This window comes from Streptomyces sp. V4I8 (genome assembly GCF_041261225.1).
Classification (GTDB): Bacteria; Actinomycetota; Actinomycetes; order Streptomycetales; family Streptomycetaceae; genus Streptomyces.
In genome coordinates, this window is record NZ_JBGCCN010000001.1 from 1,307,804 (window position 1) to 1,322,044 (window position 14,241).

The following is a 14,241-nucleotide window of genomic DNA, read 5'->3' on the forward strand; positions in this document are numbered from 1 at the left end:
GCCTTCCCCGCGGCAGTCTTCGCACTTGTCCCAGACAAGTTCGCCTTCACTTCCGATGACTTGCAGCGATCCATCCCCGTCACACTCGCTACAGGTGAACTCGTACTCGCCTGCTACCAATGCCATCTGGTGGCCCTCCCCGCGAACCGTATTGCGACAACTGTGATCCTACGCAGCTGCTGCTTGCCGATGCCCGGCCTTGGGTGGTGCCCGCCGCCGGACCGGTCGGCCTGGTGACATTCGCGCGGCAGCCGACAAGGTCGTTCTCCGGGGGCGGGGTTCGTGACCCTACTCGGCCGTTCACCGGCCGCGGTGAGCGAAGTCGCCAGATCCCGCTTGCCGTTCTTCCTTCCCTGAGTTCCGCGTCGGGCCTTAGGCTCGGGCGACGGGCTCCGTATGCCGGAAGCGAGCAGTCTGTATAGCCGGGGGAAGTCGTGGAGTGGCAACACTGCTCCTGCTGGGTGCGGCGGGAGGTGCGCTGCGAGGGCTGCTCGACGTTTACAACCGGTTCCTGGACTGGCAATCGGACCGCCGTGCGCGGTTGTTATCCACGACTGATGCGGGCGAACCGCCAAGGTTCCGGGAGTACTTCGATCCCGTGGCCGACCCGATCGCAGCTGTCGTGCACAGCGCCATGGGGGCCGCGGCCGCAGCGCTCTTCGGCACCACAGGACAGGTCAGCGGTGCTTACGCGGCCATTGTGGTCGGTATCTCGGCCCCGGTAATCCTGACTCAGCTCGGCCGTGTCCAGTCGATCGGCGACGTGGCCAACGGCGCACCGAGCGCAGGGGCGAACGCAGAAGCGGGCACTGCCGTAGGTTCCCCGCGAGCCGCGTCACGCGCCCAGGAGCACGTGCCGGCCGCCCCCGGATCCGAGCCCTCCGTCGCGGCCACGGACAGCCCAGCGCAGCCGGCACCGACCGTTCCCGCGTCACTCGACCAACACCGTCGGCCGACCTCCACCAGACCGGACTTCAGCAACCGGGACTACAGCAGCCCGCTCTTCGCCGCTGGCTTGCAGACCGACAGCCCAGTCGGCGAGACGCAGCCCACCGGTCGGCCCACCGACTCTGCGGATGAGCGAAGGGGCGGGCTCGGCAGCCACGAGGCACCGCGCCATCCGCGCAGGCCTTCCCTGGGTGAGGAGGGGACGACACGATGATGCGGCCCTCCGTGAGCCGACGGATCGCCTCGGCGATCCTGGGCGGTAACCGCTCCAACAGCCGACCGTCCGCCGTCGCGCGCCAGCGCCGGCTGCCCCTTGGGCCCCGTCTGCTGACGTCGATCCTGGGCATTCAGCCACGCCTGCCGGCAACCGACTCATCCATGGGAAACGAGACGACCGAGGCGGCGGCGGAAGCCTCCACCGACATCGCAGGCTGGGGCAGTTACCAGATGCCTCCGCCGAGCCCGCCAGCACCCAGTCCGCCCCCACCGGCCCGTCGGGCGAAGTCGCGCTCAACATTCGAAGACGGCAGTGCACGCCGCCGGCGGTCGCGCCCGCCCCGCCAAGACCCGCCGCCCCCGCCAGGCAAGTACCGCCCGTACGGCTCGGGCATGCCCACCGTTCCGCAGCACTTGCACAGCGAGGACCGCCAGGAATACGAGCGGGTCCTCGATGAGGCGCTGCGCTCCGCACCACACCGCCCGGAACTGACCGCTGTCGGACAGCGGCTCAACCCCGAACAGCTGCGCACCATGGCGCTCAACGCCACCGCACTCATCACGGCGGCCGCGGCGACCGAGTACCAGCACTACGTGAAGGTCCGCGAGGAACTGCGCCAGCCGGCACCCTCCGCCCCCTCGTCCCGAAGTGACCCCGGCTACCCCGAGCCGGACAGCGGCGCGATGGGGCTCGCCGCCGAAATCGGTGAGTCCGGCCGCGGCGCGGGCCTCCTCGTCCTCGCCGTCCTGGCGCCCGTCCTCGCCGGCACGGCAGCGGCGATCTTCCTGCTCGTCGGCTACATCCTGAAGATGTTCGACCCCGAGCCGGCGTTCGCTCAGACGATGCGCACCATCGGGTGGGTCTCCGGCGGGGCCGCGGTAGCCGCGGTCCTGGTCGCCGCCGTTGCGCTGCTGATCACCGCCTTGCGCCGCCGGCCGGCGTTCGATGCCGGACCGTACGGCGAACTGAGTGAGGAGGTCGAACGGGCCAGAGAAGCCTGGCATGAAGCTCTGCTGGAACGCGGCATCCTACCCTTCCTGAGGGAAGCGCTCGCCGATCCCGGCACGGCATCGGTCCTGCACCGCACGCCACCGTCGACGCCGGCCGGCCGCATCCCGAACTTCGGCTACGACCGCCCGGGTTTCAGCAGGCCGGACGACAGTCCCGCCCGGGCGCCCCGCCCCAGCTTCACCAGCCCCGACTACACCAGCCCGGACTTCGGCGGGCCGGAGAGCGCTCCGGGTTCTGAACACCCTGACTGAGCTGCTTACTTGCCAGGCAGCCAATGGCGGCGTCGTGACCATCCACCGAGACACCGAGTCGCGCAATCTGGTGCAGTCTGAATGCCAAGCCGCCGACTACAGCGCGACTCTGGGTCGATGAGCCCTAGATGCCCGACTTCATGACTGCGTCTCTCGGACAGCAGTCGCTTGGCCCCTTCGAGCCCCTGAACCTGCGCTCCATGAACGGGCATGGTGGCCCGACGCACAAGGACGCCTCGAAGTAAGTTGCCCCACCACATGCGCTCCTGACCTGCATCTTTGCGCTTGGTGGCCTTCTGATGGCTGCCGTAGACCGTCACCACGAAGACGCGCGACGTCTGGGGGATGACGTGACGCCGGTCCGGATCCGTCTCCAGGCGCGCTCCGTCAGCCGCGTGGACGACATCGTTGTTGTCCGGACAGCGCCCGACAAAGCGGCAAAGTCTTGGTGGTCTTGTAGGTGTGCAGGTCAAGGACGTGCGGCAGGCGGGTCAGCTCAGGTGAGGAGTTTCGCGAGCTGGGCCATCTCGGTGGGCGGGTCGATCACCGGCTGGATGAGGAGTTCGTCGACGCCGGCCTGTTCCAGGGTAGTGATGCGGGCGAGGAGGTCGTCGCTGGTGCCGACCAGGGCCAGGGTGTTCATCAGCGAGGGCAGAACCAGGTCCCGGTCCTGCGGTGCGATGCGTCCGAGGTAGTTGGGGTAGAGCTTGGTGTGCCGGTCCAGCGCGGTGGCGGTGGTGCCGCGCCGGTCGAGGAGCCGCCGCACCGCCTCGCGTTCCTCGGGGCCGAGTTGCTCGGCGAAGGCGGGTGTGTCGGCGGCTGTGTCAGCGGCGAAGGCCAGCAGCGACAGGACGAGGTGGCCGGTCGCGTCCCGGGCCGCGTCGCCGTGGGGGTCCTCGTCCTCGTCGAGTAGGTGGAGCGAGGTGACCACGTAGGAGTCCGCCCGGGAGTCAGCGTGGGAGTCGGGGTCGCGGGGTGTGCCCTGGGCGGCGTGGCGGCGGGTGTCGTGCAGCGCGTGCCAGGCGGCGGGGTCCAGCAGGCCGAAGGAGACGAGGCCGGTGCCGCGGCGGCCGGCGACGGCGGCGGCCTGCGGCCCGAGCGCGGCCACGACGAACTCGATCGGGTCGGCGGTGTTCACGTGCGCCCCCGCGTGCAGGAACCGGATGTCGCGGACCCGGTCACCCTCGCGGTACTCGGTCGAACGTCCGGCGCACAGGTCCTGCAGTGCGACGGTGAAGTTCTCCAGCCTGGCGGCCGTGGTCGGCCGCATGCCCAGGGTGCGCCGGGCGGTGTTTCCGGTGCCGACTCCGCAGATGATCCGGCCCGGTGCCAGGGCGTTGAGGCTGACGAGCCCGCTCGCGGCGGCCGGGGCCGAGCGCAGCGCCGGTGAGGTCACGCCGATGCCGAGCCTGATGCGGCTGGTGGCCTTCGCACACAGGCTCAAGGCGACGAAGGGATCGCCGTGGACCATGGGGGTGTCGTTGACCCAGAAGCTGTGCAAGCCCAACTCCTCGGCCCGCACGGCGAGATCCTCCACACCGGGCTGCGCGGCGACAACGACGCCTGCACGCATCCAAACCTCCAAGGTGTGAGGATCGAATCGAACCTGTTCAGCATGGCAGGTCCCGGCGCAGGGCCGTTGCGGAGTCGCGTGATCTTGTAGCGTCGCAGGGTGGGGTGGCAGTGCCTGACGCAACGAAACCCCGTTGACGCAGAAGACCTTCCCAAGTCGTCTGCCTGCAACGGAGCTTCGATGTGCCGTCACTCTGCCATGCCGTGTCTCGGCAAGACCGTGCCGTCGCACCGGGTGGCGGCATGTCGCTGACGGAGCGGCTGGTCAGGTTGCCGGACCCGCGTCGTAGGCGGGGAATACGACGGTGCCGGCCGCACCACCTCCAAGACCGGCCCGCGCACGGAGGTGAGCTGACCGCTGCTGTTGAAGGTCCTCTTGGTGTGGTCGGAGGTGGTGAGCGTGTGGTCAATGGTGCCCGTGACCAGATTCGCCGCGGATCCCGCGGGAGCGGTGTATGTCCCGTCGCTCGCGTTGGTGATGCTCCTCGACCCCACCTGCCTCATCGTCGAACCCTCGACCACGCTCCGCATCGCAGCGATCCTCGAAGACCGCGACCGCTCCGCCGACCGACACATCGTCACCATCGTGTGCGGCAGCAACGTCGACGTAGACGCCTGGCACCGCTGGATCGGCGCGGCTCGCCTCCACAGGTCTCGGCAGTTGCTCTCTGTCTCACACCGCAACGAGTCTCTCGAAGAAGAACTCGTGCTTGAGGAACGACGTCTCGTGTTCCGCCCCCGGGTACGGCGGGATGAGTTGGGCGGCCTGGATGAGCCGCCAGCCGTCCTCCAGGGCGGCGACGCCCGTCTCGTACGGCGGTTCATCGCTGTCCCCGGTGGTGGGCCGGGTCGCACCGGTGCCGTCGTAGCGGGCCCATCCGATGACCGGGGAGTCGAGGGCGGATGTGCCCAGGTACAGGACGAGAACCTGCTGCCGCACCATGTTCGGACTGGTCACGTGCTGCTCCTCTGCGCAGGTCGGTTGGCGATTCGGGTGGCCCAGTACTCGATGTCGAAGTCCGGGTTGTCGGACAGGAAGCGCCAGAGCCTGATGCGGTTGTGGATCTCCAGTCGGGCGGTGGCCTGTTCGTACCAGGGGAAATAGCGTCCCAACTCCTCACGCACAGCTGGGGCGTGCAGGTCCGCGGTGTGCCAGAGCCGCACCTGCGGCACGGTCGGGTTGAAACGGATCTTGTACATGTGGCGGACGGTGTCGCTGTCGTTGCGCCGGCCTCCGTGCCAGATGCCGTGGTGCAGCAGGATGACCGTCCCGGCCGGGCAGGTCAGCCGGGTCTGGCCTCGCAGGTTCTGGTAGCGGCCGGTGTCGGACTCGTTGGTCCGGCGCAGATGACTGCCCGGGACGATGAGCGTGCCGCCCATGTCCGCGGTGACTTCCTGCGGGTAATACATGAGCTGCACATCGAAGGCGTCGGTCCGCAGATCGATGAGGGCGTCGGCGTGCAGCGGCTGCGCGCTGCCCTCGCGCGGTTCGCGGGTGTGCACGTAGTGGTGGTCGACGGTCGGCGTCGGTCCCACCAGGCTCTCCAATGCGCCTGCCACGGCGGGGAGTTCAACGAGCCGTCTGGCGAAGGATCCCTCGGGGAACGCCTTCGGCAGAGGGCTGCCGTACGGCACGGAGGGCAGCCCCGCGGCGAAGACGCCGAGCGCCTCCTCATTGAGTTCCCGGGGCACAACGCCGTCGAGGCGCAGGAATCCGTGGGCCACGAACCGCGCCACCTGGGCAGAACTCAGCAGTTGTCGTGTGGTTGGCATACGGCAACGGTAGGAAGAGATGCTCCCGTAGTCGTGGGCTGTAATCAGCGAGCGCTGGTAATTTTCCACCATGACGCACTCCGTGGAGCTGGCTCTCGACCTGCCTCCGCATGTGGGGAACGCGGGCGTGGGCGTACACGGGCACGCCGGCCCTCATGACGTGTTCCGGCTGCCGCGGCTGTGGCAGCTCCATCTGTACGGCTACTCGGGCACCCTGGAGTTCGGCGGCTTCCGGCATCCGATCCGCCCCGGGCACGTGAGCCTCGTACCGCCCGGCACAGAAGTGCATTTCCACTACGACACCACGCCCTGCGAGCACCTGTACGCCCACTTCAGGCTGCCCGGCGAGGGCGAGCGGCGTCGCGTCCCGGTGATGCAGGACGCAGGTGCGGACGCGGCGATGCTCAGCGGGCTGCTGCGGCAGACGGTCGCGGCCGGCACACAGTCCCCGGCGCGGGCAGCCGCGGAACTCTGGACTGTGCTGTGGCGCACGACCGGCCTGGCCAGTGCCTCCATGAACGGCGAGGGGAGCCGGCATCCGGCCCTGCGAACGGCCATGGCCCACATCGAGGAACACCTGGCCAACCCGCTGGGCGTCCCGGACATCGCCCGTACGGCCGGGATCTCTCATACCCATCTGACACGGCTGTTCAAGGAGGACACCGGGCTCACGGTCGTCGGCTACATCCGGCGTCGCCGTATGGAGCGCGCCCGGCACCTCCTGATCGCCTCGACGCTCGCCATCCCCGCGATCGCTGCGACCGTGGGCATCCCCGACCTCCAGGCGTTCAACAAGACCTGCCGCAGAGAAATGGGCGCCTCACCGCGAGCCGTCAGGCACTCAGGGCCTGGATGAGGGCCCTGGTGCCGTCCTGGGCGGAGGCGGGTCCGACCGACAGCGCCCTCCCCCTCCCCTGCCACACCAGAGCGATCGCGGCAACCATCCTCAGAAACTGGACGGCTCGGGGCGCACCAAGCCGGTCTGGTAAGCGATGACGACGAGTTGGGCACGGTCGCGGGCGCCGAGCTTGGTCAAGGCGCGCTGGACGTGAGTACGCACGGTCAGGACGCTCAGGACGCTCAGGAAGAGTTTGTCGGCGATCTCGTCGTTGGACTTGCCGCTGCCGGACAGGCCGCCTCCGCCAGGGCGGCGGCCTTCTCCTCCAGCGCCGACCACAGCACGGGTGTACCGATGGCGGGGTGACCTTCGGGGTAGCCGCTCACGCCGACGTGCCGCACACCGTACTTCTGCAGCAGCCCGGACCGGATCACCGTGAGCGCGTCCTCGTACGGGCCGTGCGGCCGGTTGGGATCGCCGCTGATGACGAACACGTGCTCGCTCAGGCCGTCCTCCCGCAGCGCGGCGAGGAACTCCTCCAGCTCGGCCCGCGACTGCAGACGGCGGGCCGACAGATGGGGCACCGGGACGAATCCGGACCGCTTGACCGCCCGGGCGGCCTCCAGCCGCATCGGCAGGTCTTCGTTGCCGACCGCGTCCGCAAGATCCTCCAGACAGGCACTTCCTGCCGCGGGTGGACTGCCCGTGCGCGGCTGACGTCGTACGATCCTGTCGCCACGCGTCACTGGTAGCTGGGCATGAGCCGGCGAATGTTCGTTCGGCGGACCGGCATCGTCGGCACCCATTGCCGGCCCGTTCGAACCGCACCGCCGGCATACCGGCCGGGCCGCGCATGTCGGCCTCCGTCATCTGCTGCCGGACGGCAACCGAGACGACGTACGTCCGAGGAGACAGGAAGGCTGATGATCTTCATCACCGCAAAGTTCCGAGTCCGTCCCGAGCATGCCGATCGGTGGCCGGACATCACCGCCGACTTCACCGAAGCCACGCGCCGGGAGCCCGGCTGCCTCTGGTTCGACTGGTCGCGAAGCGTGACGGACCCCACGGAGTACGTCCTGGTCGAGGCCTTCCGCGATGACGAAGCAGGCGCTGCTCACGTGCAGTCCGCGCACTTCAGGGCCGCGCAGCAGACGCTGCCGCCCCATCTGATCGAGACACCCCGCATCGTGAACGCGAACGTTCCGCAGGACGACTGGGCGCTGCTGGGCGAGATGGCCGTTCCCGAGCAGGGGTAGGGCGGGTTCCGCCAAGAGGACTGGCGGTCAGATCCGGCGGGTGCATGGTGGTGTGACGGAGCCGTTCGGGGAGGGCGACCTCACCCTGACGGAGGAGTTCGCCGCCAGGCCCGCAGCACCGACGAGGGCGGGGCTGGCGGCTCGCTTGTTGCGCACGGCCGCGATCCGAGCGCGGTCGGCGCAGGCTGCGGGACGCGACTCGGCCGGCTCAACCGAGCAGTTGCGCGCTGCTGACCGGTTCGCGCCGCTGTTGTCCATTGATGCGGTGCCGCTCGATGGACGAGCGCCGGTACACCTCCTGCCGCACCCGCTGGATCTCGCCGATGGGCCGGTGCTCCTCCCGGGAGCGCCACGGTGTGATCGACGTGGCGTCGGCGGCCGCCACGTTGTCCTCCCCGCCGATGTCCTGGCCCGGGAGGTCCACACGGGCGACGGTCACCCAGGGGGACAACTCTTCGGGCCACTTCACGGAGGTGTTGTCCACCGGCATGCGAGCCAGATCGGTGTTGAGCTGCACCTGGAGCTCGAAGGAATGGTCGCGCTCCGCGGCCTCGGCAACCAGCGTGCGGCGGAACGCCTCGTTGTCCGCGCGCACGTCCACGATCCGGTGGGTGAGGGCGGCCAGGGACTCGGCCGTCGGCACGGTGCGGATCTTGGCGATGTGGTCGCCGTACCGGAAGGCACCCATGCTGTTGTAGGTGTACGACAGCAGGTTCCTGCGCGGGACGGTGGTGAACGAGAGCATGGCGAACAGTTCGTCCCACAGCCAGCCGTCGGGATCGGTGAGGCTGCCCCGGCGGGTCAGGAACTCCGCCATCCAGGTCTTGCGGCGGGCGGGGTTCACCAGGCCTTCGGGCAGCTCCGCGAACAACTCCTCGATGACCATGTAGTCGTAGGCGGTGTTCGCGAAGAAGACCTCGTTGTTGATCAGGTTGAGGTCGAAGGTACCGGTGTCCGGTTCGTCGGCCAGCAGTGAGGGGCCGGGGACTCCGAACAGCTTGATGCCCATCCCGCACGCCGCGCCCAGCTGGTGGTCGGGACGCTGGTGGCCCAGACCGTTGGAGTAGCGGACGACGGCGTCGTACACGGTGGGCCGGGCGAAGATGCCCTGCGCGTGGAAGCCCCTGTTGTCACCGACCGTGACGGTGGCTTTGAGAAGGCCGTACGTCTTTCCGTGGGCGGTACGGACGGCGCGGCCGACGGCCTCGCGCTCGACCGAAGCGCCGGTGCGCTGCGCCACCTGTGCGACCACTGCGTCCAACTCCGCTTGATAGGACGGACGTTCGGCGGGGCGGTAATCCTCATAACGGACGGGATCCATGGTGCTGCCTCCCTGTGACAGTGCCGTTGATTCCCAAGAATCTAGCCAGCAATTAAATTGTGCACAACATAACGTGCTGTGATGAATCACACGCCGATGAGGGCAACCGCGTCCGGGGCGCCACTCCGGATCCCTGATCCCTCACTCAGGCAGGCCGGAGAAAGCCCGCCCTGCGACCACATCAACCCCTAAACGTGACCCACGGCAGACTTACGAGCATTCCAACCAGTCGGTATGGTGCGCCGCCTGAACCATTCTTCCCCGTTCACCTCACGGATCCGAGCCGTAGTGGAAGGCCAGGCGATGACATACGCCGACGAGAACCGGTACCCACCATCTGCACCTACGGGATGGCCGCCGCCGCACCCCGAGCCCCATGGGATCCCCCCTCGACACGAGACGTACGCACAGAGCCCGTGGCCGGAGTCATACGGGCACGAAGCCCCGCGATACGAGTCGTACGGGCGGCAAGCCCCTTGGGACGCGCCCGACGCGCATGAGACCCATCGGCACGACACCGGCCTCGCCGCCCTCCGTTCGGCCTACCGCCTGCTCCGCAGGATCTCCACGCTCACCGCGCTCGGCTCTTTCGTGGTGTATGTCGTGCTGTCCTGCTACGCGCCCGGCCTGATGGGGTCCGTGATCACCGGAGAGCTGAGTCTGGGCATGGCCTTGGGCGTCCTCCAACTCGTCGTCACCTTCGCGGCGGTCTTCTGGTACGGACGCAGCGCACAACGCTCGGTGGATCCGTTGGCTCGCGCCATCAGGGAGCGGGCGGTCCCCGCCGGCCGGAACGCGGGGGCGGCGAGATGAACGATTTCAGCTCCGGGACGCAGGCCATCGTCCTGGTTCTGTTCACCACGCTGGTCACCGTCACACTGATGATGTGCGTCATGGCGGGACCGGACCGCGACGACCTGACGAACTTCTACACCGGCTACCTGTCGCTCACCCCGCTCAAGAACGGCCTGGCGATCGCGGGCGACTACATCTCGGCGGCCACGGTGCTGAGCACCACCGGCATCATCGCGCTCGCCGGATACGACGGCTATGTACTCGCGGTCAGCACCGCCCTGTCCCTGGTGCTGCTGATGTTCCTGCTGGCCGAACCCCTGCGCAACGCCGGCAGGTTCACCATGGGCGACGTCCTGGCCCGCACCATGCCTGGCCGGGCCGTGCGTATCGCGGCCTGCGTGGTGACGCTTTCGGCGACCCTGCCCTTCCTGGTCGTCCAGCTCTCCGGAGCCGGTTCGCTGCTCACCTTCATCCTGGACATCCCGCATGCGGCGGGCGCCAGGACGGCGTGCATCGTCATCGTCGGCACTCTGATGATCATCTATGCCGCGATCGGCGGTATGAGGGGCACCGCGCTCATTCAGATGATCAAGATCGTGATCCTGCTCGGCACCAGCGCCGTCGTCGCCGCTCTCGTACTCAACCGCTTCGACTGGAGCCCCGGCGCCATCCTCAGGGCCGCCCAGCACGGCAGTGGCGCGGGCCCCGCCTTCCTCCAGCAGGGCCTTCAGTTGGGCACGTCGACCGTTGGCCTGCTGGACTTCGTCAGTCTCCAGATCACCGTGGTCCTCGGTGTGGCCTGCCTGCCCCACATCACGATGCGTCTGTATTCCGCGCAGGACGTGCCTGCTGTGCGTCGCTCCATGTCATGGGCGGTCGGCACGGTCACCACGTTCTGCCTGCTCGTGATCATCATGGGTACGGGAGCGGCGGCCCTGGTGGGATCGCGGTACATCACCGCGGCCGACCCGCACGGCAGAACGTCGGTGCTCATGCTGTCTCAGGTGCTCGGCGGCACCCCCGACTCCGCGGGCGCGACGATCCTCTACTCGGCCGTGGCGGGCATGGTGTTCATCACCCTGCTGTCGTCGGTCGCGGGGATGACCCTGGCCGCGGCCTCGTCACTCGCCCACGACCTGTTCGCCCATGCGGTGCGACGGGGACAGGCCGAACCGCGTACCGAGATGACGGTGGCGGCGTGGACGAGCGTGGTCGTGGGGACCGTTGCCATCGTGCTCGCCACCATGGTGCAGAACTGGGACGTCGGCGTGTTGACCACGCTGGCCATCTGCATAGGAGCATCGGCGGTGGCACCCGCGCTCACCTACTCCCTGTTCTGGCGAGGGTTCACGCGCACCGGCCTGCTTGCCACCCTCTACGGCGGCGCGGCCTGCGCGTTGCTGCTCATGATCTTCTCCAAGGCCGTTTCGGGCACACCGTCGGCCGTCTTCCCGGACGCCGACTTCGACCTCTTCCCCATGCAGTCCACCGGATTGGTCTCCATCCCGTTCGGCTATCTGGCGGGCTGGCTGGGCAGCTGTCTGGACCACCGGCGCCGTGCCGCCGACAGCCGCGAGCACCGGCGCCTGTACGAGGAGAGCGAGGCACGGCTGCTCGCCGCAGCCGAATGACCACGGCGGCGTGGGAGGGCCGCCTCCAGGCGGCCTCCCGCGCCGGCCGCACCCTGAGACGGTCAGACGGGTGTGCCGGTCAGCGGTTGTTCGGTCCACACGGTCTTGCCGTCGCGGGTGTAGCGGGTACCCCAGCGTTCCGTCATCTGAGCCACCAGGAACAGGCCGCGCCCGCCCTCGTCGGTCGTCCGGGCGCGGCGCAGATGTGGTGAGGTGTGGCTGGTGTCGCTGACCTCGCACACCAGACACCGTTCACGGATCAGCCGTAGGGTCGCAGGACCCCCGGCGTAGCGGTAGACGTTGGTGACCAGTTCGCTGGCGATCAACTCGGTGGTGAACGCCAGGTGCTCCAGACCCCATTCGGTCAGCTTGGCCGAGGTCAAAGCCCTGGCCCGGGCGGCGCTGGCAGGCTCCGGCGGTAGCTGCCAGGAGGCGACGTTCGCCGGTGGCAGCATGCGGGTGCGAGCGATCAGCAAGACGACGTCGTCGCTGGGGAGCGAGGGGACCAGCGCGTCGACCACTGCTTGGCATGTCCGTTCCAGCGTGCCCGCAGGGCGGGCGAGTGTTGCACACAGCTTCGTCAGGCCGACGTCGGCATCGATGTGGCGTTCACCGATGATTCCGTTGGTATACAGGCACAGCAGACTTCCCTCGGCCAGTTCGATGTCCCGGGCCTCGAACGGCAGGCCGCCCAGGCCGAGCGGTGGGCCGGCGGGCAGGTCGAGCAGAGCCACCCGTCCGTCCGGAGCGGTCACCACCGGCGGTGGATGACCGGCGCGGGCCACGGAGCAGCGTCCGGAGACCGGGTCGTACACGGCGTACAGGCACGTGGCGCCGACGACCTGCTCACCCACGGGCCGTTCACCGACTGCTTCCTGTTCGGCCGCCAGCAGGTTGACCAGGTCGTCAAGGCGGGAGAGGACCTCGTCCGGTTCCAGGTCGAGGCTGGCGAGCGTATGGACGGCGGTGCGCAGCCGGCCCATGGTGGCGGCAGCGTGGATGCCGCGCCCCACCACGTCGCCGACGACGAGAGCGACCCGGGCCCCGGACAGGGGAATGACGTCGAACCAGTCCCCTCCCAGGCCCGGGCCCGCGCTGGCCGGCAGGTACCGCAGGGCCACCTCGACAGCCGACTGATCCGGAATCGCCCGGGGCAGAAGGCTGCTCTGCAAGGTGAACGCGGTCTGCTGATGCTGCGTGAAGCGCCGGGCGTTGTCGATGGCGACGGCGGCGCGCGAGGCGAGTTCCTGAGCGAGGGTGAGATCGTCCGCCTCGAAGGCATCGGGGCGGCGCGAACGCCACAAGGTCATGACGCCGAGTACCAGGCCACGCGCGGCAATCGGTACCACGATCAGAGAGTGGGTGCCCGGGTCCGGAGCGTGGGCCCCCTGATGGCCTACCGCCGAGAACCAGTCGGGCGGGAGCACCGGCTCCAGGACAGGTCGCCCCTCGGCCAGGCATCCGGCCTGCGGTGTGTCGGGCCCGAATTCCACGGGCTCACCGTGGGGGTGAGACGGGCCGGGTTGCTGGGCGCCAACGCTGCAGGTCCCCAGTCGCACCAGAGGCCCTGCCAGGGCCCGCATCGGTTCCTCACCGCGCGTCACCGACTGAAGCAGGTCCACCGACGCATGGTCGGCGAGGTGAGGCACCATCACCTCGGCGAGTTCCCGGGCGGTCTCGGCCACGTCGAGGGTGGTTCCGATACGGCTGCCGACCTGGTCGAGGAGCGCGAGCCTGCGCTGTGCCCGATGGCGTTCGGTGATGTCCTCGATCATCTCGGCCACACCCAGAATACGGCCGGAGGGGTCCTCCATCCGGAACGACGAGACCAACGCGACCCGCTCTCGTGCCGGATCCCGCTCCAGGCGAACGAACTGCTCGGAGTAGACCAAGGGTCTTCCGGTGTCCATCACCTGGCGCACACGGTCCACAGCCTTGCGTGCGTCGTCGGGGAGGAGCATCCGGCCGGTGGGCAGCCCCCGAAAGTCTGCCGCCGGGACGCCGCTGAAGCGTTCGATGGCCCGGTTGACCCGGAGAATCCGCAGGTCGGGGCCGTGGATGACCAGGCCGATCGGGCACTGACGGTACAACCCGTCGAGAACCGCACGGTCCCTTTGCCATTCCAGGACGTCAACCGCGAGTGCCCCCGCAAGAAACCACTCACGGACCCGGCCATCGCGTGACAGCTCCTGGGCCCTCAGCCCCAGCTCCACGAGCCGCCCGTCGCCGTGCCGCAATGTGAGGACGCCGAACCAGCCGCCGGCCCTCCTGCAGTTCGCCGCGGCCTCAGTGGCAGCCGGCAGATCACGAGGATCGACAAGGACCTCGAACGCCGGACGACCGATCACGGCTGTGTCCGGATAGCCGAGCAGTTCCTGCGCCCGCCGGTTCCATCCGACCACGACTCCTTGGTCGTCGAGCACCGCCAACGCGGGGAGGTGCAGGGCGAACGGATCGTCGTGGCTTTCGCTGAGCTCCGTCATCCGCTTCTCCACCGCTGGGCACCACCGTGTGCTCGGTCACCGATGTTCTGCCGTGTTCTGACCGCGGCCGGTGACCGGCATGACGGCGTCCGTGGCGGTGGCTCGGCGTTCCCGAATGCACGCTGACCTGCTGACCATGTAAGCC

11 protein-coding genes and 1 pseudogene are annotated in these 14,241 nt (G+C 68.8%); 5 read left to right on the plus strand and 7 right to left on the minus strand.

Annotated features, from left to right (window positions below; genetic code table 11):
• The first annotated feature begins 1,557 nt into the window (after positions 1-1,557).
• Entirely contained in the window at positions 1,558-2,427 is an 870-nt protein-coding gene (locus ABIE67_RS05925; protein ID WP_370254379.1) for a hypothetical protein, read from the plus strand.
• A 496-nt stretch (positions 2,428-2,923) separates the two neighbouring features.
• Here the strand turns inward: ABIE67_RS05925 and ABIE67_RS05930 are convergent, their stop codons facing one another.
• From ABIE67_RS05930 to ABIE67_RS05940, 3 genes are all read right to left on the minus strand, one after another.
• Entirely contained in the window at positions 2,924-4,000 is a 1,077-nt protein-coding gene (locus ABIE67_RS05930) for an LLM class flavin-dependent oxidoreductase (protein ID WP_370254384.1), read from the minus strand.
• Positions 4,001-4,672: 672 nt separating this feature from the next.
• Positions 4,673-4,942, minus strand: a complete 270-nt coding sequence (locus ABIE67_RS05935) for a hypothetical protein (RefSeq protein WP_370268251.1) — start codon at positions 4,940-4,942, stop codon at positions 4,673-4,675.
• Positions 4,943-4,953: 11 nt separating this feature from the next.
• Positions 4,954-5,772 carry a phytanoyl-CoA dioxygenase family protein gene (locus ABIE67_RS05940; protein ID WP_370254388.1) on the minus strand — a complete coding sequence of 273 codons (819 nt, stop codon included), beginning with the start codon at positions 5,770-5,772 and terminating at the stop codon, positions 4,954-4,956.
• A gap of 70 nt (positions 5,773-5,842) precedes the next feature.
• On the opposite strand from ABIE67_RS05940, the gene ABIE67_RS05945 reads away from it, so the two are divergent.
• The gene (locus ABIE67_RS05945) at positions 5,843-6,628 is read left to right on the plus strand and encodes a helix-turn-helix domain-containing protein (protein ID WP_370254391.1); all 786 of its coding nucleotides are present in this window, start codon (positions 5,843-5,845) and stop codon (positions 6,626-6,628) included.
• A gap of 90 nt (positions 6,629-6,718) precedes the next feature.
• On the opposite strand, the pseudogene ABIE67_RS05950 reads toward ABIE67_RS05945, so the two are convergent.
• Together ABIE67_RS05950 and ABIE67_RS05955 are read right to left on the minus strand one after the other, a co-directional pair.
• Positions 6,719-6,904, minus strand: a pseudogene (locus ABIE67_RS05950) (response regulator transcription factor); the annotation flags it as partial.
• Positions 6,853-7,356, minus strand: coding sequence for a hypothetical protein (locus ABIE67_RS05955; RefSeq protein WP_370254393.1), 504 nt, complete (start codon positions 7,354-7,356; stop codon positions 6,853-6,855). The pseudogene ABIE67_RS05950 and the gene ABIE67_RS05955, both read right to left, overlap by 52 nt.
• A 177-nt stretch (positions 7,357-7,533) precedes the next feature.
• Between ABIE67_RS05955 and ABIE67_RS05960 the strand changes: the two genes are divergently transcribed.
• Positions 7,534-7,866 carry a putative quinol monooxygenase gene (locus tag ABIE67_RS05960; protein WP_370254395.1) on the plus strand — a complete coding sequence of 111 codons (333 nt, stop codon included), beginning with the start codon at positions 7,534-7,536 and terminating at the stop codon, positions 7,864-7,866.
• A 208-nt stretch (positions 7,867-8,074) separates the two neighbouring features.
• Here the strand turns inward: ABIE67_RS05960 and ABIE67_RS05965 are convergent, their stop codons facing one another.
• On the minus strand, positions 8,075-9,118 hold the full coding sequence (locus ABIE67_RS05965) for a catalase family protein (protein WP_370268255.1): 1,044 nt from the start codon (positions 9,116-9,118) through the stop codon (positions 8,075-8,077).
• Between the two features lie 372 nt (positions 9,119-9,490).
• Between ABIE67_RS05965 and ABIE67_RS05970 the strand changes: the two genes are divergently transcribed.
• Both ABIE67_RS05970 and ABIE67_RS05975 read left to right on the plus strand, forming a co-directional pair.
• Positions 9,491-10,000, plus strand: a complete 510-nt coding sequence (locus ABIE67_RS05970) for a DUF485 domain-containing protein (RefSeq protein ID WP_370254399.1) — start codon at positions 9,491-9,493, stop codon at positions 9,998-10,000.
• Entirely contained in the window at positions 9,997-11,613 is a 1,617-nt protein-coding gene (locus ABIE67_RS05975; RefSeq protein ID WP_370254402.1) for a cation acetate symporter, read from the plus strand. The genes ABIE67_RS05970 and ABIE67_RS05975 overlap by 4 nt, the downstream gene beginning before the upstream one ends.
• A gap of 62 nt (positions 11,614-11,675) precedes the next feature.
• Here the strand turns inward: ABIE67_RS05975 and ABIE67_RS05980 are convergent, their stop codons facing one another.
• A complete protein-coding gene (locus ABIE67_RS05980; RefSeq protein ID WP_370254406.1) occupies positions 11,676-14,096 on the minus strand; it encodes a SpoIIE family protein phosphatase in 2,421 nt (806 codons plus the stop codon).
• Positions 14,097-14,241: the final 145 nt, after the last annotated feature.